Raw genomic sequence first — 18,490 nt, 5'->3', positions numbered from 1 at the left:
CATGCTCGATATATCGAACATGGTTCGGTTGGTCGCTCAGAACGTAAGGTGTGGCCATGTTCGCGTCAATAATCTCAGGCGAGTTTCTTCAGGTCCTCGACGGCACTCTCGATCTCCGGCAGCGCCAGCATGGCCAGCCGGGCCTCGCGGGTCCTGGCGCGGATGTGCGGATCGGCCAGCGTCTGGCGTACGGCCGCGGCGATGCCGTCCGGCGTGCTGTCGTCGATCGCCCGGCCGAGCCCGAGCTCCTGCACCCGGCGCGCGTTGGCCAACTGGTCGCCGAACTGGGGCAGTACCGCCATGGGAGTGGCCGTGCGCAGCGACTCGCGGACGCTGTTGTAGCCGCCGTGGGTGAGGAACGCGTCGACGGACTCCAGCAGCAAGGGCTGTGGCACCCGGTCGGTGACGCGCACATGCGCGGGCAGGCCCTCGGTGTCCGCCGGGAGGCCCGAGGTGGCGACGACGACCGTGCACTCCTCCAGCCGCCCGGCCGCCTCGATCATCGACCGCAGCGTCACCACCGGGTCGGGCAGCGGGACCGGCAGTTGCTCCTGGGCGGGAGCGGCGGCGGTCTGCTCCCGGATCATCGGGAGCGCGGTGCCGAGCGCGGCGAACACCAGGGGGCGGTCGGTGGGCAGTTCAGCGATCCAGCGTGGCAGGGCCGACCGGTGGTCCACGGCCACGGTCTGCCGGTACGCCCACGACGGGGGCAGGTGCCGGGCGAACGAGAACGCCGCCGGTACGTAGTCGATACGCCCGTGGGGGACGATCGACAGCGGGTCCTCCTGGGCGGGCAGCCCCTGTTCCCGCCGTACGGCGTTGAGACGGGGCAGTACCTGGGCGGGATCGACGGCGTTGCCGGCGCCCGACGGGGTGGGCAACTGCGGGACGCCGAGGTGCTCCGCGGTCAGGCAGGAGCTGAGGTCCATGCCGTCACGGAGGATCAGGTCGGGTCGGAACTCCCGTGCCACCGGCAGGATCCGCTCCAGGAGAACCTCGGCCATCGGCCCGGACATGGCCAGGAGCAAGGCCCGCTCCAGCAGGCCGTGCCGGGCCTCTCCCTCCGGACTGCTCCGGGACGCCTGCGCGAGCACGTCCGCGGCGATGAAGGACCGTACGGAGAACTCGCCGACACAGGCGCTCACCCGGACGTCGTCCTGCGCGAAGAGCGGGACGAGAGACGGGGCGGTGGCCACGAGCACGTCGTGGCCGGCCGCCGCGAACGCCCTGGCCAGGGGCGACTGGGCGCGGCCGTGGGAGGGACTACCGAGCGTGGTGAAAAGTACCCGCACGACAAACCTTTCTGTGCTGGCACAGAAAGGTAAGGGAACGAGGTGCGAACGGCAGGGACGTGACGCGCACCCAGCGCGCCGTCGGCCGGACCGCCCGCGATCGCCGGCGGTCCGCTCAGACCCGGACGCCGAACATGAACGGTCCGCCGATGGTGTCCATCGACTCGTACCGTACGACCGTGCCGGTCCGGGGGGCGTGCAGGATCTGGCCGTTGCCCGCGTACAGGCCGACGTGGTGCAGGTCGTTGAAGAAGAAGACCAGATCGCCGACCTGGAGCTGGCTCCGGGTGAGGCGGGTCCCGGCGCCCGTCTGGGCCTCGGAGGTGCGCGGTAGGGAGACGCCGGCCTGTGCGTACGCCCACGAGGTCAGGCCGGAGCAGTCGTAGGAGGCGGTGCCGGTGGCGCCGTAGACGTACGGCTTGCCGAGCTGGCTCCGGGCAGCGGCGAAGGCGGCGGAGGCGCGGCCGGAGGTGGAGCTGCCGGTGCCGAGGTCCACGCGCGCGGTGGCGGAGCGGTCGGCCCGCGCCTGCTCGGTGGCGAGCGCGGCCTTCTCCTTGGCGGTCAGGGTGTTGAGCAGCTTCTGAGCCGCCGCGAGCTTGCTCTGGACCTCCTTCTTCTTGGTGCCCAGCTCGGTACGGGTGGCGGCGAGGTCCCTCAGCTTCTCGGTGGCCTCGGCGCGCTCCTGGGTGAGTTCGCGCTGTTGGTCCTGGATCTTCTTCAGCGCGTCGACCTGCTGGGCGCTCAACTGGTCGAGCGTGGAGGCCCTGTCGAGGAAGTCGTCCGGGTGGGAGGACAGGAAGAGCTGGACCGAGGGATCGATGCCGCCGGAGCGGTACTGGGCCGTGGCCAGCGAACCCAGGCCGTCGCGCAGCTTGTTGAGGTCCTGCTGGCCCCGCGCGACGCCGTCCTGGAGGGTGGAGATCTCCTTCTGCAGCCTCTGCTGCTTCTCCTTGGCCCCGTTGTACTTCTCGGTGGCCTGCTCCGCCTGCTCGTAGAGCTTGTCGACCTTCGCCTTGACCTCGTCCTTGCCGAGCTTCTCGCTCGGGGCGGCGTCGGCGGCGTTCGCGCTGAGCACGACGGCAGCGGCGGCCGCGGTGGTCAGCACGGTCACACGGGTGCGGCTCGGCTGCTTGGGCCGACGATGGGACGCCACAGGGGTGAGCTCCTTCTGCCTTGAGTGATCACCTGAGCGAGGACTGGAGCAAGACCTTAATGACTTTCCCATGGAAAGATCAAATGTTTGCATGAAGGATCTTGCTCGATGTGTACGTCGCCACGCCGTGCGGTTCACGAGTTCGAGTGGATCTTGCGCTCGCGCCATTCCCGGGAACGTCCGGTATGGCGCACTCTGGCATGCCCAACTCCCCTGCGGAAGGACCGACTTGAGCGCAGCCAGTGGTTCCGGCGAACCCGCCTCCGACAAACCCGCCCCCGACGAACCGGCCGAGGAACTCCGGTTCGAGTCCCCTCGGCTCACCGTCCTGCGCCGCCACCCGGCCACCACGTGGGGCATGGCGCGGCGCCTTCCGTACCTCATGCGCCGCGCCCTGGCCCTCGCCTGGAAGATCGACCGGCGGGCCGTCGTCTCCCTGCTCACCTGTCAGGGACTGTCGGCCGCTCTGGAAGCGTTCGGCCTGGTCGCCACGACCAGCACCATCACGGCGCTGGTCGGCTCCGGGCACATCCAGGACCGGCTCACGAGCGCCGTCCCGGCCATCACCGCCCTCGCCGTCGCAGCCGGCGCCCGGGCTCTGCTCGCCATCGCCATCACGAACCTGTCCTGGCGGCTGTCCCCGCGGATCTCCCGCGAGGCCGAGCTGGAGATGCTGAACGCGGCCGTCGCGGCCGAGCTGACCGCCTACGACCAGCCGGGCTTCAACGACAGGTGGGACAACGCCGACCGGGGCGCCGAACTCGCCCAGGACCTGATCACCCAGTCCCAGCAGCTCATGGCCTGCCTCGCCTCCATCGTCGCCGCCGCCGGCGTCCTCACCGCCCTGCACCCGGTCCTCCTCCCGCTGCTTCTCCTGGCCGTCCTCCCGCAAGGGCTCGCCAGCATGAAGAGCGCCCAGGTCACCTACGAGGCCAGCCGCGCCATGTCGTCCGAACGGCGCATCCTCGCCCTGCTGCGCTGGTACATCGTGGACAAGGAGACCGCCGACCAGGTCCGGGCCGGCACCATGGCCCCCTTCCTCCTCGGCCTGTACCGGAAGATCGGCGCCCGCGTGGACACCATCACCGACCACGCCATCAACCGGGGAGGCCGCTTCCAGCTCCTCGGCGCCCTCGCGGGCGGGGTCGGCTCCCTCGTCGTCTGGAGCGCGCTCGCGGCACTCCTGGCGACCGGCCACATGTCCGTGGCCTCCGCCGGAACCGCGGTGTTCGCGCTGCGCACCGTCGGCTCGTCGCTGCGCGGTCTCGTCGGCTACGGCACCCAGCTCTTCCGCACCGGTCTGTACTTCGACGACTGGGTCGACTTCATCGAGGAAGCCGGCGGCCACCGCATGAACCGCGGAACCCGCTCTCCCGCCTCCCCGGGCATCGTCAGGACGGAGAACCTCACCTACGTCTACCCCGGTGCCGACGAGCCCGCGCTGGACGGCGTCAGCCTGGAGGTGTAGGGGCCGCGTGGCGATGAACACGGTCTCAGCGTTGACCAGTGGTGCACGTCACCGGTCCAAGCCCGTGAACACTGCCCCTCTGCGGACCCCGTGAACAATTCCTACATGGGCTGTCCGTGCACCGGCGTGGAGGAACCGCTCGGAGCAGGACACCTGCGGTGTGCGGCAGGCCATCGCCTTCGAACCGCTGGTGGTCTGCGTGATGCCTGACGAGCCATTTCGGCGGAGCGCATCCTGCTCCCCACGGTGATGGGGACAGCGGATCCGGCGCCGCGGTGCGTGGGTGCCTCAATCAGGCCCGCCCAGCACGATCTTCCACACACGGGTCGCCGCCTGGAGGTTCAGCCGGTCCCAGCCGCTGCCCGCTCCACCCTTCTGCTCTACACCGACGGGCTGATCGAACGCCGCGGCGAATCCCTGGACGCAGACCTGACCCGACTGCGCCAGCACGCCGCTGCCCTCGCCCGCGAACCCCTGCCCGCCTTCTGTGACGAACTCCTCGCCGGACCCCTCACCGAGCGCTGCCCTGACGACGTCGCCCTCCTCACCCTGCGCCTTCACCCACTCGGCCTCGCGGCGCTCCGGTCGCCCGCAGCGACCATCCTGTGATTCATCGGCTGAGCACTGGACTCCATGACGCTGCCACGAAAGCCTTCAAGACGATCTCCACCAAGGACTTCACCGCTGCAACCTCAGCCCCGGCACGCCGCATAGCAATCGACCACACCGACACGAGGTGGTTACTGTCCAGGTATCGGGTACATGATCCGCATGGAAGCCGGGCGTGGTCGCTCGTCGGATACGGACAACGGCAGCGGGAATGACAGCGCGGACACCTCCGCTGCGGGCGCGCCGAGCCCGGATGCCCTGCTGCCGAAGCTCAGTGACCGAGACCTGAAGATCCTGCGCTACGTCGGACGCGAGTGGGGGCAGGTCCTGGAGGGTCCCGAAGCGTGGCGGTCCGCGCTGCCGGTGGATCCCAACCTCGGCGGCTACCCGGACGCCGTGCGCCCGAAGCGTTTCGGTCGCTTCGTACCCCTCACCGGCCTGCCCGGAGTCGAGGCAGAAGAGGAAGCTGAGGCCCCACCGTCGCCGCTTGGACGCGTCGGCCACCACGTCCGGCGGGTACTGCTGGGCCCTCCGCTCGCGGGCACCGCGATCGCCGCCGAGCGGATGCGCAAACTGGTGGCGCTGCCGGTCCTGTCGGCGGACGCCCTCTCCTCGGTCGCCTACGGCCCCGAGGCAATGCTGGCAGTGCTGGTACTCGGCGGCGCCGCCGGACTGCGCTACTCCCTACCGATCGCCGCGGTCATCGCCTTCATGATGCTCGCCGTCGGCGTTTCCTACCGCCAGACGATCCGCGCTTATCCACACGGCGGCGGCTCGTACATCGTGGCCAGCGACAATCTCGGACGGGTGCCAGGTGTGATCGCCGCCGCCGGCCTGATGATCGACTACATCATGACCGTCGCCGTCTCGATCGCCTCGGGGATCGAGGCGATCACCTCAGCCCTGCCCGCACTCGCCCCGAGCGCGGTGATGATCGGTGTGGCGGTGATCGTCGTCCTGCTGGTGGGGAACCTGCGCGGAGTACGCCAGGCGGGTGCCGCCTTCGCGGCACCCACGTACGCGTTCATCATCGCGGTCTTCACGCTTGTGGCCGTGGGGCTGGCCGACGCGGCCGCCCACGGATTCCAGCCCATGCCGACGCCCCGGCTTCCGGTCACGGAAGGAGTCACCCTGCTGCTGGTCCTGCGGGCCTTCACCTCCGGATCCACGGCCATGACCGGTATCGAGGCGATCTCCAACGCCGTACCAGCATTCCGCCCGACGGAGTGGCGCAATGCCCGTACGACGCTGACCTGGATGGTCACCGTGCTGATCATCCTGTTCGGCGGCACGGTCGCACTGGTCCACCTCGACGGGGTGGTGCCGCACGGCAACGAGACTGTCCTCTCCCAACTCGCTCGCCGTACCTTCGGCCCCGGAGTCATGTACGGCTATGTACAGGCGGCGACGGCCGCCATCCTGCTGCTGGCCGCCAACACCGCCTTCAACGACTTTCCCCGCGTGCTGTTCCTGCTGGCACGCAGCGGCCACGCACCGCGCCTGTTCCTGCGCGTCGGCGACCGGCTCGCCTTCAGCAACGGAATCCTGGCCCTGGCGCTGGCCGCGATCGCAATCTTCGTCGGGTTCGCCGGCAACACGCAGTCCCTAATCCCGCTGTACGCCGTCGGGGTGTTCCTGGCGTTCACCCTGTCGCAGGCCGGCATGGTGGTGCACTGGCTGCGCCACCGCGATCAGGCCCACTGGCGCAAGAGCCTCATCTTCAACGCCACCGGCGGCCTGCTGTCCGCCATCGTCTTCGTCACCGCAGGCATCACCAAGTTCACCGAGGGCGCATGGGTCGCCGTCCTCGTGATCGGACTCCTCGTCCTGCTTGCCCTGCGCATCCGCCGCCACTACGACCTCTGCACCCAGGCCCTCGCCCTGCGCCCCCACGTCATCGAACTGCCCCGACAGTCGGCACCGGGTTCCGGACCGCAAGTGCGGCCGACTGCCATGCCCCCTATGACAGCGGACACCGAGACGGAGGAACTAGAGGAAGCCGAGAGTGAGGAATACCCGGAGGAGGTCAGCCACCTGGTCATCGTGCCCATCGCCCGGCTCGACCTCGCCGGCATGCGCGCACTGGCATACGCGGCCTCCCTCGGACAACCTCTCCTGGCCCTGCATCTCAGCCCGACCGAGACCGAGGCGGAACGCTTTCGCAGCTACTGGGCGACCTGGGGCGACCACCTCCCGCTCGAGGTCGTCGTCTCACCCCACCGCGCGATCGTCGCCCCGCTGGTCCACTACATCGAGACCCTGCACCACCAGCGACCCGATCTCACGCTGACCGTGATCCTCCCCGAGATCGTCGTGCGTCACTGGTGGCAACGCGTCCTCCACAACCAGACCGCCCCCCGACTGCGGCGGGCTCTGCGACCACTGCCGAAGATCGTCATCACGACCATTCCGTTCCACTTGCCCAGATAGGCGAGCCGCCAGGACGGGAAACCGCCGTGATGGCAGCCTGGCTACAGGGAGCAGGCGGGCTATCCCTCAGCCCTCCAGCACGACTCCGCGCCGCGCGGACGAGGCCAACAGCCACAGGCGTGTTGGTGTCTGCCTGATCCGAAGCGTGCGTGAGGGTATTCAACATGCCGGGAATGGAACCGCAGTCGGCCAGGCCGAAGCGTCGCGAGGACGGGGCCCTTGGCAAAAGGGTTGTGCGGGAGGCCCTCGTCTCGTTGACGGGCTTGCTACGCGTGGTGGTGGTCAATCCCGCCGGTCAGGAGATCGGCCATTTGCTGGATGTGATCTGCCGGTGGAGCGGCGAACCGTACCCGGCGGTGTCCGGGCTGGTGGTCAAGGTCGGCCACCGGGCCGCCTATGTGCCGGTCACGGCGGTCGCGGACCTGGCCGCCGACGGCGTGCGGCTGAACTCGGCCCGGCTGGACCTGCGGGACTTCAAGGTGCGCGACGGCGAGGTGCGCCTCGCCCACGATGTACTGGACCACCAGCTGGTGGACGTCGACGGGGTCCGCGTGATCCGCGCCTCGGACCTGTACCTGGCCCGCGTGGACGGAACCTGGCACCTGGTGGGCGCAGAGGTCGGGCTCAAGGTCCTGCTGCGCCGCATCGGACCGCGTCGCCTGCGCCGGCGGCCTGCACCGGAGAAAGTGCTGGACTGGGCAGCTATCCAGGCGCTGGGCGGCCCGGAGCGCGAGGGCACCGCAGCGAGGCAGGTGCGGCTGCGCGCTGCGAATTCCGCCCTGAAGACCTTGCGTCCGGCGGAGCTGGCCGACCTGCTGGAGGACCTGGGCCGCGGTCCGCGCAGCGAGCTGCTTCAGATGGTCGAGCCCGGCAAGGCCGCGGACGCGCTGGAGGAGATGCACGCCGCCGACCTCGAGGCGCTGCTGCGCGAGGCCCCCACCGCACAGGCCGCTCGGCTGTTGGAGGAGATGGAGCCCGACGAGGCCAGTGAGGCGCTGCGCGACGTGCCCGAACAGGAGCGGGAGCGGCTGCTGGGCGCGATGCACCCCCAGCAGGCTGACCGGCTGCGCAGGCTGCTGGGCTACGCCGAGGGCACGGCCGGTGCGCTGATGACATCCCTGCTGGTCACCGCCACCGCCGACCGGTCGGTGGCGGACGTGGTGGCCGAGCTGCGCGGGCAGGCCGAGCACGCCGCCGACCTGGACGCGGTGTGCGTCCTCGACGGTGACGGCGCGCTGGTCGACGACGTGCCGGTGGTGCGGCTGCTGCTCGCCGAACCCGGCACCCGGCTGGCTGAACTCGTCCAAGAGCCGGCCCCGGTGACCGTCGCCCCGGACGCGCCGCTGAGCGAGGTGATCGAGCGGCTGACCGACACCCGCCGCCATTCCGTCGTGGTCGTCGACGACCAGCACCGTCCCGTCGGCCGGATCCTCGCCGACGACCTGGTCGACGCCCTCGTACCCGAGCGCGGCCAGTTCCGCGTCTTCCGTTTCGTCCCCTGAACCAGCCCACTCCTCCCGCGTACGTGCCCGAGACGAAAGGCCATGGTCATGGACCCGGACTCGACCACGGCGCCTGCTGCAGACCGGTCCGACGCGCCCACACCTGCGCGGGGCCGGTCCGCACCGAGCTGGAGGCGCCGCCTGCTGACTGCCCTGACCATCGCGGGCCCCGGCCTGATCGCCGCCAACGCGGGCAACGACGCTGGTGGGATCGCCACCTACGCCTCGGCCGGGGCCCAGTACGGCTACCGCACCCTGTTCTTCATGCTCCTGGTCACCGTCGCGCTGGTGGTGGTGCAAGAGATGTGCGCCCGGCTCGGGGCCTATACCGGGGTCGGGCTCGGCGGACTGATCCGTGAGCAGTTCTCCGTCCGCGTCTCCTCCTTCGCCCTGCTGTGCCTGATCGTGGCCAACTTGGGCCTGGTGGTCTCCGAGTTCGCCGGCATTGGCGCGGCCCTCCAACTGCTCGGCGTCTCCCGCTACATCGCGGTACCGATCGCAGCGGTGGGCGTGTGGGCGCTGGTGGTCTTCGGCTCCTACCGGTACGCGGAGAAAGTCTTCCTGGTGCTGTCGCTGGCGTTTCTCACCTATCCCCTCGCCGCCGTGCTGGCCCACCCCGATTGGGGGCAGGCCGGGGCCCAGCTGGTCTGGCCGCATTTCGTGGGCGGCAAGGACTTCCTGCTGCTCGGGGTCGCGCTGATCGGCACCACGATCACTCCGTACATGCAGTTCTACGTCGCCGCTGCCGTCGCCGACCGCGGTATCGGCCCCGCCGAATACCCGCGGGAGAGGACCGACACCGTCGCCGGATCGATCTTCGCCAACGCCATCAGCATGTTCATCATCATCGCCACGGCCGCCGCGATCACCACTCGGGCACCGCTGGACTCTGCGGCGCAGGCCGCCTCGGCGCTGAAGCCGGTGGCGGGCCGCTTCGCTGCACAGCTCTTCGGCCTCGGGCTCCTTGGCGCCTCGGCACTGGCCGCCGCCGTGGTCCCGCTGTCCACGTCCTACGCCGTCGCGGAAGCAGTCGGTGTGGAAAGCTCCGTCTCCCGCCGATTTCGCGACGCCCCTTTGTTTATTGGGCTGTTCTCGGCACAGATCCTCATCGGTGCCGCCATCGCCTTGATCCCCGGCAACCTGATCCAGCTTCTGGTGCGGGCCCAGGTCGTCAACGGTCTGATCACCCCCATCCTGCTCACCTACGTCCTCACCCTGGCCAACCGCCACAGCGTTCTGGGCGCAGCCGCCAACGGCCCCCTCTTCCGCGCGGTGGCCTCCGTGTGCGTGTCCGTCATCGCCCTGTTGTCGGCCGTCGTTCTGCTCCAGACCCTGCTGAGCTGGCTCGGCATGGGCTGACCAAGGTGCGCCCTACCCGCACGCGTCAGCTGGGCAAAGGAAGACTGGCGGGCAGACAAAGATCAAACACTTGGGGTGAGCTGCGACATTGCCATCGAACGCGACGAGCCGTCACCCTGAGGCGCATAACGGACGTCAAGGAAAGCAGCTCCTCATGGCCGATCATGTGCACGTGCGACTCAGTCAGGGGCTGAGCGTGTCCGAAGCCGGGGAACTGATCGAGCACTCCCATTGCCGCTGTGGAGCCACCTTCACCAAATTGTTCACCGCCAACGGCGGGGAGCCGGAACAGCCACCCAGCTCCTGACTCGGCACCCCGGCGGACGCACCCCGCCAGGGCCCCACCGTTCTCAGGCGGCTCCGCCGACGAGCACCAGGGCGGCTTGGAACGGCACCCTCGGCGGCACGTTCAGCGCGGACGGCAACTGGTTCCACTCACCAGATCCTACGGCGCCCGGCCTGTTCCATGGGCGGCGACAGACCTCGGGTTGACCCGAGGCCTATCGGGATGGCTCGTTGGTCAGCTGTCCAGTTCCTTGCGGTCGCCGCCGCTTATCGCGATCTTTCGAGGCTTGGCCTGCTCGGCCACTGGGATACGCAGCTTCAGCACCCGCTTCGTAGGAGGCCTCGATCCGCTCGGTGTCGAGAGTGTCACCGAGGAACAACTGTCGGCTGAAGGTCCCCGCGGGCCGCTCGCTGATCACCGTGTCGGTGTTGTCGCCGTACGCTGGCTTGCGTTCGGCCTTCACCGTCAGGACGTTTCGCTCGACATCCGGGTCGATGGACTCCGGATCGACGCCGGGCAGGTCCAGCTCCACGCCGTGCGCCGACCTCCTTGCACCGGCTCAGCCGGCGAGGCGGTCGGCGTTACCGAATGCTCACAGACTGCGATGAGAGGTTGAGTCTATTGATATCAACTTCTTCCAGTCCGACCCTTTCAACAAGTTGCTGTTGGGCTATAGGCATAAGCAGTTCTTGAGCGTCAGGGCCTCCCACAGCGGCGACCGTTGCCAAGGAGCGAAGGGGGAAGTGGAAGTGCTTGCGCATACCGGCGCGCTGGGCGACCCCGATCGGCTCACGCATCAGCTCGCGGATGCGACCGCACCTGCCGGACGCGCGTCCCCGGATGGTCCTGCTCAAGCAGTCAGACGCGAGCGAAGTCGCGCGGGCGGAACCGCCCGCTCTTCAGGTGCCTCTCAATGTCTTCGAGGCTGTGTCCGGTGAGCTCGGGCATCCGCCACCACACGAACAGCCATGCCGCGACGTTGAACATCCCGTAGATCCAGAACACCTGGCCCACACCGAAGATGCTGATCATCGTCAGCAGTGTGAGCGTGATCAGCAGGTTCGTGCCCCACAGAGTGGCCGACTGCACGCTTGCGGCCGCCGCACGCACCGCTAGGGGGTAGATCTCGGAACCGGTCAGCCAGCCCATCAGCTGGAGCCCGCCAGCGTTGAAAAACATGAAGGTCAGCAGGCAGGCGACGATTGGTGGCACGTAGGCGTGGCCGGAGTGGCCGGTGACGAAGAAGGCGCCGAGCGCGAACAGGCTGAGCGCCGTGCCTGGCACCATCACCAGAGTCAGCCGGCGGCGCCCGACCTTGTCGACGATGATCAGGCCGACCACCATCATGACGAGGTAGACCGTGCCCAGCGCCACGCTGACCCAAAGCGCGATCGTCTTGGAGAAGCCGTTGTCGGTCAGGATGGTCGGAGCATAGTAGATGATCATTTCGATGCCGGACAGCTGGGTGAACAGGGCAATGCCGCAGCCGACTGCCAAAGCCGGCCGTACCCATGGCTGCCGCAGCCCGCTCCAACCGCGGTTGCCTCTGCTGGTCCGCTGCTGGCGTCCCTCCAGAGCGACGATCTCTTCGAGCTCGGAGGAGATGTCGTAGCCGTCGGGCCGCAACCTGTAGAGCACCTTCTGCGCCTCCTCCGCACGACCGAGGCCGAACTTGAGCACCAACCACCGCGGGCTCTCGGGCAGGCGCAACTGAAGGAGAAGCATCACCAGTGCAGGTGCGGCGGCTGCGCCAATTGCCTCCCGCCAGGAGACCGTCTCGCTCGCACCCACGAGCGTCGCGATGACGATGCCGACACCGATGGCGAGTTGGAAGCAGAGCACCAGACGTCCGCGGATCGACTTGGGGGCCAGCTCGGCAACGTACATGGGTACGGTCTGAGTGGCGCCGCCGACGGCGAAGCCAAGCAGCACCCGGGCCAGGGCCAGAGCGACCGCAGTGGGTGCGAGTGAGCTGGCCAGGCTGCCGAGGACGAACACCACGCAGATCATCAGGATCGTGCGGTGTCGACCGACACGTTCGGACAGCAGGCTGCAGACGAGGGAGCCGACCACGGCACCCAGGAGGATCGAGGCCGCGATCACCTCCTTCATGGTGTTTCCGATGTGGAACTCCTTGGCGATCTGGAGCAGCCCGCCGGAGATGACGCCTGTGTCGTAGCCGTACAGCATCCCGCTGATCGCGGATACCACTGCCGCCATCAGCATGTGCCCGTTCAGGGCGCCGATCGGTGGCGCCTTGTCTTCAGCTCGGGTCATGGTTCCTCCAGGACGGTGAGTGGTCCTGGCCCGCGTGGCTCACTCGGTAGGCAGGACGGGTGGCACCGCACCCGTCCGTGGTGTCAGCGGCCGACTCGGTGCCATCGTCATGTTCTGCTCAACGGCGCTCGTCGGCCGCGCGACACGACCGAACCGGCGTGACTGTCCGGGGCACACCGCCGACTCGGCGGAGCCCTTGACGCGCTACGGCCATGATGAGGCCCGCGCGTGCGGCACCGCGCTATTGGGCTTCGCTGGTCGGTTGCGGCTTGTGACAGCCGGTAGGGAGCGCGGTTGCCGTCGCTCAGCATTGTGGATCCTCAACTCCAGGCCGGTCGAGTGCGGCCGCTCCCGCGAGACCGTCAAGCCTTTCGACCTGGCCGGACGGGCCGAGAACGGTTACTGCGCGGGCCACGGCCGCTGGGCGGCTGCCACTCGACCAGCACGATGGTCGCGTCGTCGCTGAGTTCGTTGTGCTGGTGGTCGAGGACGGCGTGGATGAGCAGGTGGAGGACCTCCGGGGCGTCCTGTCCGGCCGCCGTCGAGCGGATGACGTACTCGGTGAAGCGCTCCAGGCCGAACTCCTCGCCGCCCTTGTCGCGTGATTCCACGGCGCCGTCGGTGTAGAGCAGTATCCGGTGGCAGGGTTCGAGGGTGGTCTGATGCACGGCCCGGGCTCCGTCGGCCAGGTCGGCCGGCGTACCCAGCGGGGGTTCGGTGGGTCGCACCAGGGCGTCGTGGAGCAGGAGCTGACGGTGGATCAGGGGCGGAAATGGCCGCAAATACCGGTAGTTCGTGAAATCCGGCGGTGGCGGGTGTTGACGGCAGTTCGGCTTGGTCGTAGGGCGGTGGTAGGAGTCAACTGCCGTGCTGGGGGCTGTAGATGACCGCTCGCCGTCCGCGTCCACCTGCGCCGGGGCCGCTGGAGGAGTACGCGGCCCGGTTCGACGACCTCTTCTTCAGTCTGGCCGCATCCTGCTCCCCACGGTGATGGGGACAGCGGACCCGGCCCCGCGGTGCGTGGGAGCCTCAACCGTGTCCGCCCAGCACGATCTTCCACACTCGGGTCGCCACCTGGAGGTTGAGCCGGTCCTCGACGTTCGCGAGGTCGTTGCCGCTGATGTCGCGGATGCGCTGGAGCCGGTAGCGCAGCGTGCTGCGGTGGATCGCGAGGGATTCGGCGGTCTCGTCGTAGTTGCCGCCGCAGTCGAAGTACCGGGACAGGGTCTCCACCATGGCCGTGTGGTGCTGAGAGTCGTAATCGATGAGCTGCCCGAGCCACTCGTGGACGAACGTCTCCAGTTCCCGGTAATCGTTGCCAGGTCCCAGGATGCGGTAGAGGCCGAGCTCGTCGAAGAACGTCGTGCCGTAGCGCTCGCGGGAGTGGCGGCGCACTTCCAGAGCGCGCTGCGCCTCCTGGTAGCGGTGGGGGATGTCGTCCAGGGAGTCGCAAGGGGCGCTCACCCCGATCGTCCCGGACCGTGTTCCGGTCTCCCGGGCGAGCGCCTCGTACAGCGCGCGGGCGTGCGGCCTGTCGTCGGCGACCAGGACCACGTGGTCGGAACGTCGGGTCAGCAGCGAGCGCATGCCCACGGCAGAGGCCGCCCGGCCCACGGTCTGCGCGAAGGAGTCGTCCGCAGTCCGGTTCGACCACTGCACCACGACGACGTAGTGGCTGCGGTGCAGGTCGTGTCCGACTGCCTCGGACCGGGCGTAGGCGCTCGCCTCGTCCGTGCCTGCCAGGAGGTCGTCGACCAGCTCGCGGTGCAGCCTCAGCTCCACTTCGGCCAGATTGCGCAGGTGCGTCAGCTCCGGGGCGAGTGACGCGGCAGCGTGCTCCAGCGCGAGCACGGTGTGCTCGTCCGCCTCGTCCCGGGCATCGACCAGGGCCAGCACGCCCAGGATCTCGCCGTGCGGGCGGATCAAGGTGATCAGCCGGTCCCTTATCCGCACCGGCCCGGCCTGACGGGCGACGGCGTGCAGCATTTCGTCCTGGCGCACGGGGTCCGGTTCGGGATAGGGGACGGGGCGGCTGGGGCCGGTCCAGGACCTCAGCCGACCGAAGCGGTCCTCGACCAGCGCGGGAAGTCCAGTGAGCCTGTGCAGTGCGCGGGTGACAGCTTCCTCGCCGTCACCCGAGGCAGCTACACCGGCCATGAACGCGTGCACGGCTCGCTCGTAGCCCAGCTCAGCCACCACAGAGATCAGCTGCCGTTGGAGGGCTGTCCGTTCCTGCCTCAGTCGGTGCAGCTCCAGCGCGTCCTCGCATCGGCGGCGATGTGCGAAAGCGACTGACAGCGCAGCAGCGGTGTGCCGGACGAGCGTGGCGAGCAGAGATCGCTCGGCCTCGGTGGGCCGGGAGCGGGACGTCACCACGAGGTAGCCGTGGAGTCCCTCAAGTCCGCGTAGCCCCAGGGCCCGGCCCCAGGGCCTGCCGGGTACGGTCACAGGGCCGTCCTGCTCGGTCAGCTCCCGCACCCTCCGGTCCATGGCCAAGGCATGGATCCGCCCGTTCCTCGGGCTGGGGATCAGATCGCCGTCCACCTTGAGGTATCCGGCCTCGGCGCTGTACGGCCCTGCGGCGGCTATGTGGTCCATGGCCAGGCGCAGGATCTCGCCTTCGTCCCAGGTGCCGAACAGGGCGCGGGAGAGCGCCATCAGTTCGTGGAGGGCATGGTCAGCCGGGGCTGGAGCGGGTGGGCGACGCTCTTTCCGCGCGGTCCTGGGGTGCCGCCCAGCGCTGCCCTGCGGAAGGCTGCCCTCCCGGTCGGAGCGCCGGCGGTACAGGTTGTGCGCCCGGCTGTCGACCATGGGATCACTCCGTTCTCTCCAACCCTACAGGGAGGCGAGTGGTGTTTCGCGTACCCGCCCACGGGTCGACTTATCCGATATGTGCAGATAGTACCTTTCGTACTCGTGGGGGGACCGGACCCGTACATTTCTGACTCGCCAGGCGCAGGCGTGGAGCCACTCGGCTCGCCACCCTGGGGAGTGTTCGAAAACCGCCGTGCGCGCCGGCAGGAAGGGCTGAGCGATGACCGAGCAGCATCGCAGGCCGGTTGCCCCGTACAAGACGTACCGGGAAGCCGAACACAGCGTTCACCACCTCTCCGACCAGGGGTTTCCCGTGAAGGCGGTGGCGATCACCGGCCAGGACGTGCGCGTGGCCGAGCAGGTGATCGGCCGGGTGGACTACGGCAGGGCCGCGGACGAGCGGTGCGCTCTCCGGTGTCCCGATCGGCTGGCGGTTCGGCCTTGTGAACTGGCTCGACCTGGTCGTCTCCGCCCGGCTCCTCACCCTGTACGGGCTGATCTTCGGAGTGATCGGCGGTGCGCTGTTCGGCATGCTGCTGCAGGCCCTGCAGGGCGGTCGCCGGGATTTCGCCTCGCTCCGCTCGATGCAGCCGAGCCGGTACGAGGTCGTGGTGGACGAGGCGGTCGCCGACGAGGCTGTACGGCTGATCGGCGGGCTGCAGACCACCGGCGAAGGTTCCCCCCGTACCTGCCGGCGGAGGTTCCAGTCGTACCTGAACGAACGTGATCCGGGGAGTCGGCGCAGGCGCCGGACCGGGAGGAGTTCCTCATGGCGAAGGCAGTGGGCATCGACCTGGGCACCACCAACTCGGTGATCGCCGTGTGGGAGGGCGGCGAGCCGTCCGTCGTGCCCAACAGCGAGGGCAACCGCACGACACCGTCCGTGGTGGCCTTCACCGATACTGGCGAGCGCCTGGTGGGCCAGCTGGCCCGGCGCCAGGCGATCCTCAACCCGAAGGGCACCATCTACTCGGCCAAGCGGTTCATCGGCCGGCACTTCGACGAGATCTCCGACGAGGCCAGGGCGGTGGCGTACGACGTCGTCGAGGGCGACGGCGGGGCGGCCCGCTTCAAGGTGCGCGACAAGCTGTACGCGCCTGAGGAGATCAGCGCCCAGGTGCTGCGGAAACTCGCCGACGACGCTTCCAAGCAGCTGGGGGAGCGGGTCACGGAGGCGGTCATCACGGTGCCCGCCTACTTCAATGACGCTCAGCGCACCGCCACCAAGGACGCCGGACGGATCGCGGGACTGGAGGTGCTGCGGATCATCAACGAGCCGACGGCGGCGGCCCTCGCGTACGGCATGGACAAGAAGCAGCACGAGACCGTCCTCGTCTTCGACCTGGGCGGCGGCACCTTCGACGTGAGCATCCTCGACGTCGGCGACGGCGTGGTGGAGGTGCGCTCCACCGCCGGCGACAGCCACCTGGGCGGCGACGACTTCGACCGGCGTCTCGTGGATTACCTCGCGGACGACTTCCAGAAGGAGAACGGCATCGACCTGCGCAAGGACCCGCAGGCGCTGCAACGCCTCTTCGAGGCGGCGGAGAAGGCCAAGACCGAGCTCAGTTCGGTGACGCAGACGCAGGTGAGCCTGCCGTTCATCACCGCCGACGCGTCGGGCCCCAAGCATCTCACCGACTCGATCATGCGGTCCACGTTCGAGCAGATCACCAGCGACCTGGTGGAGCGGTGCCTGGGACCGGTCCAGCAGGCCATGGCCGACGCCAAGGTCGGCGAGAGCGACATCGACGAGGTCATCCTCGTCGGCGGTTCCACACGTATCCCGGCGGTCCAAGCCCTCGTGCGTCGGCTGACCGGCGGCAAGGAACCCAACATGAGCGTCAACCCCGATGAGGTCGTCGCCCTGGGCGCCGCGATCCAGGCCGGGGTGCTCAAGGGCGAGGTCAAGGACGTCCTGCTGCTGGACGTCACACCCCTGTCGCTGGGTGTCGAGACGCGCGGTGGCGTGATGACGAAGATCATCGAGCGGAACACCACCATCCCCGTGCGCCGCGCCGAGACCTTCTCCACCGCCGAGGACAACCAGCCCGCCGTCGACATCGTCGTCCTCCAGGGCGAGCGCGAACGAGCCGCCGACAACCGGGTGCTCGGCCGGTTCCAGCTCACCGACATCCGCCCGGCGCCGCGGGGCGAACCACAGATCGAGGTCACCTTCGACATCGACGCCAACGGCATCCTCAACGTCAAGGCCCGCGACCGGGACACCGGCAAGGAACAGGGCATCACCATCAGCGAGAGCTCCAACCTCGACCGCAGTGAGGTTGAACGCATGGTCCAGGAGGCCGAGCGCAACCGGGGCCAGGACCAGGCACTCCGTGAGGCCGTCGACGCCCGCAACGAGCTCGACGCCGTCGCCTACCAGGTCGAGAAGCGCCTCGCCGAACTGGGCGACGCAGCGCCCGCGCACGAGAAGGCACGCGCCGAGATGCTCGTGTCCGACGCCCGGGCGGCGGTCAAGGAAGAGGCGGGTGCGGAGCGCGTGCGGCCCCTGACCTCCGAACTCCAGCAGGTGCTCGCCGGGCTGGCGGCCCATCAGGGCGCCGCTGCCACGGGCGGTCCCGGCCAGGACACCACCGGGGGCGGCGCGACCGGTGGCCCGGGCGGCGCTGGCGGTGACGAAGACGTCATCGATGCCGAGTTCGACAAGGACTGAGGCGCGCCATGCCCAGCCGCCCCCAGGAACCCGACCGGGCCGCGTCGGAGCCGGTCGAACCGGTCCCGGAAGGCGCCGTACGCCCTCCGCGCGGGGATTTGCCGCAACCGGGCCCGTCGCCCCGGCCGGAAGCGGCGAACGACGAACCGGGACCCGACGCCGCCGGCCCCACGCCTGCCGAGGACGAGTACACGACCGCGATCCAGGAACTGGAGGACCGCTGGCGGCGCGCGCTCGCCGACCTCGACAACCTTCGCAAGCGCCACGCCAGGGAACTGGAGCGGGAGCGGACGGTCGAGCGTTCCCGCACGGCGGCCGCCTTCCTGCCCGTCCTCGACAACCTCGAGCTCGCCCTGACCCATGCCGGCGCCGATCCGGGTGCGATCGTGGAGGGCGTCCGGGCCGTACGCGACCAGGCGGTGAACGTCCTCGAACTGCTCGGCTACCCGCGGCACGCGGAGACCGGCGTCGCCTTCGACCCGGCCCGGCACGAGGTGGTCGGCGTCGTCCAGGACCCCGACGCCCCACCGGGCACCGTCGTCGAGGTGCTGCGCCCCGGCTACGGGGACGGCGAGCGGCAGCTCAGGCCCGCCGCCGTGACGGTCGCGAAGCGGGAGTGACCG

At 69.2% G+C, this 18,490-nt stretch carries 12 protein-coding genes and 4 pseudogenes; 10 read left to right on the top strand and 6 right to left on the bottom strand.

The annotated features are described in order from the left end of the window. Positions 1-74 precede the first annotated feature (74 nt). Complete coding sequence (locus BIV23_RS15405) at positions 75-1,292, bottom strand: glycosyltransferase (protein WP_071381412.1); 1,218 nt, start codon at positions 1,290-1,292, stop codon at positions 75-77. Between the two features lie 115 nt (positions 1,293-1,407). Then, positions 1,408-2,445, bottom strand: a complete 1,038-nt coding sequence (locus tag BIV23_RS15400; RefSeq protein ID WP_071381411.1) for a C40 family peptidase — start codon at positions 2,443-2,445, stop codon at positions 1,408-1,410. Between the two features lie 229 nt (positions 2,446-2,674). On the opposite strand from BIV23_RS15400, the gene BIV23_RS15395 reads away from it, so the two are divergent. From BIV23_RS15395 to BIV23_RS15375, 5 genes are all read left to right on the top strand, one after another. Continuing rightward, a complete protein-coding gene (locus tag BIV23_RS15395; protein WP_071381410.1) occupies positions 2,675-3,913 on the top strand; it encodes an ABC transporter ATP-binding protein in 1,239 nt (412 codons plus the stop codon). Positions 3,914-4,162: 249 nt separating this feature from the next. Further along, positions 4,163-4,522 (top strand): SpoIIE family protein phosphatase, encoded by a 360-nt coding sequence (locus BIV23_RS46270; protein ID WP_079173192.1) that lies wholly within the window; start codon positions 4,163-4,165, stop codon positions 4,520-4,522. Between the two features lie 162 nt (positions 4,523-4,684). Further along, entirely contained in the window at positions 4,685-6,952 is a 2,268-nt protein-coding gene (locus tag BIV23_RS15385; protein WP_079173191.1) for an APC family permease, read from the top strand. 254 nt (positions 6,953-7,206) lie between these two features. Then, positions 7,207-8,454: a magnesium transporter MgtE N-terminal domain-containing protein gene (locus BIV23_RS15380; RefSeq protein WP_218161866.1), complete on the top strand. Its 1,248-nt coding sequence runs from the start codon at positions 7,207-7,209 to the stop codon at positions 8,452-8,454. Positions 8,455-8,502: 48 nt separating this feature from the next. Then, positions 8,503-9,813, top strand: coding sequence for an NRAMP family divalent metal transporter (locus BIV23_RS15375; RefSeq protein ID WP_071381513.1), 1,311 nt, complete (start codon positions 8,503-8,505; stop codon positions 9,811-9,813). Between the two features lie 520 nt (positions 9,814-10,333). Here the strand turns inward: BIV23_RS15375 and BIV23_RS15370 are convergent. Both BIV23_RS15370 and BIV23_RS15365 read right to left on the bottom strand, forming a co-directional pair. Then, positions 10,334-10,631 (bottom strand): annotated as a pseudogene (locus tag BIV23_RS15370) (Hsp20/alpha crystallin family protein); the annotation flags it as partial. A 326-nt stretch (positions 10,632-10,957) separates the two neighbouring features. Beyond that, positions 10,958-12,376, bottom strand: a complete 1,419-nt coding sequence (locus tag BIV23_RS15365) for a sugar porter family MFS transporter (protein ID WP_071381407.1) — start codon at positions 12,374-12,376, stop codon at positions 10,958-10,960. A 322-nt stretch (positions 12,377-12,698) separates the two neighbouring features. Here BIV23_RS15365 and BIV23_RS51820 point away from each other — a divergent pair. Beyond that, positions 12,699-12,800: pseudogene (locus BIV23_RS51820) on the top strand (IS982 family transposase); the annotation flags it as partial. Positions 12,801-12,819: 19 nt separating this feature from the next. Here the strand turns inward: BIV23_RS51820 and BIV23_RS51815 are convergent. Together BIV23_RS51815 and BIV23_RS15355 are read right to left on the bottom strand one after the other, a co-directional pair. Then, positions 12,820-13,104 (bottom strand): annotated as a pseudogene (locus tag BIV23_RS51815) (SpoIIE family protein phosphatase); the annotation flags it as partial. A 301-nt stretch (positions 13,105-13,405) separates the two neighbouring features. Beyond that, positions 13,406-15,034: a PucR family transcriptional regulator gene (locus BIV23_RS15355; RefSeq protein ID WP_425443492.1), complete on the bottom strand. Its 1,629-nt coding sequence runs from the start codon at positions 15,032-15,034 to the stop codon at positions 13,406-13,408. Between the two features lie 376 nt (positions 15,035-15,410). Here BIV23_RS15355 and BIV23_RS53565 point away from each other — a divergent pair. From BIV23_RS53565 to BIV23_RS15340, 4 genes and pseudogenes are all read left to right on the top strand, one after another. Continuing rightward, a pseudogene (locus BIV23_RS53565) lies at positions 15,411-15,524 on the top strand (general stress protein); the annotation flags it as partial. A 109-nt stretch (positions 15,525-15,633) separates the two neighbouring features. Next, positions 15,634-16,005, top strand: coding sequence for a hypothetical protein (locus BIV23_RS51810; RefSeq protein WP_245790539.1), 372 nt, complete (start codon positions 15,634-15,636; stop codon positions 16,003-16,005). Further along, complete coding sequence (gene dnaK / locus BIV23_RS15345; RefSeq protein WP_071381404.1) at positions 15,960-17,867, top strand: molecular chaperone DnaK; 1,908 nt, start codon at positions 15,960-15,962, stop codon at positions 17,865-17,867. Before BIV23_RS51810 ends, dnaK begins: the two co-directional genes overlap by 46 nt. Before the next feature lie 8 nt (positions 17,868-17,875). Further along, positions 17,876-18,487 carry a nucleotide exchange factor GrpE gene (locus BIV23_RS15340; protein ID WP_071381403.1) on the top strand — a complete coding sequence of 204 codons (612 nt, stop codon included), beginning with the start codon at positions 17,876-17,878 and terminating at the stop codon, positions 18,485-18,487. The last annotated feature ends 3 nt before the right edge of the window (positions 18,488-18,490 follow it).

The organism is Streptomyces monashensis (assembly GCF_001866665.1).
GTDB lineage: Bacteria > Actinomycetota > Actinomycetes > Streptomycetales > Streptomycetaceae > Streptomyces > Streptomyces monashensis.
The sequence above is the reverse complement of the archived record's forward strand: the minus strand, read 5'-3'. Positions and strand labels throughout refer to the sequence as shown.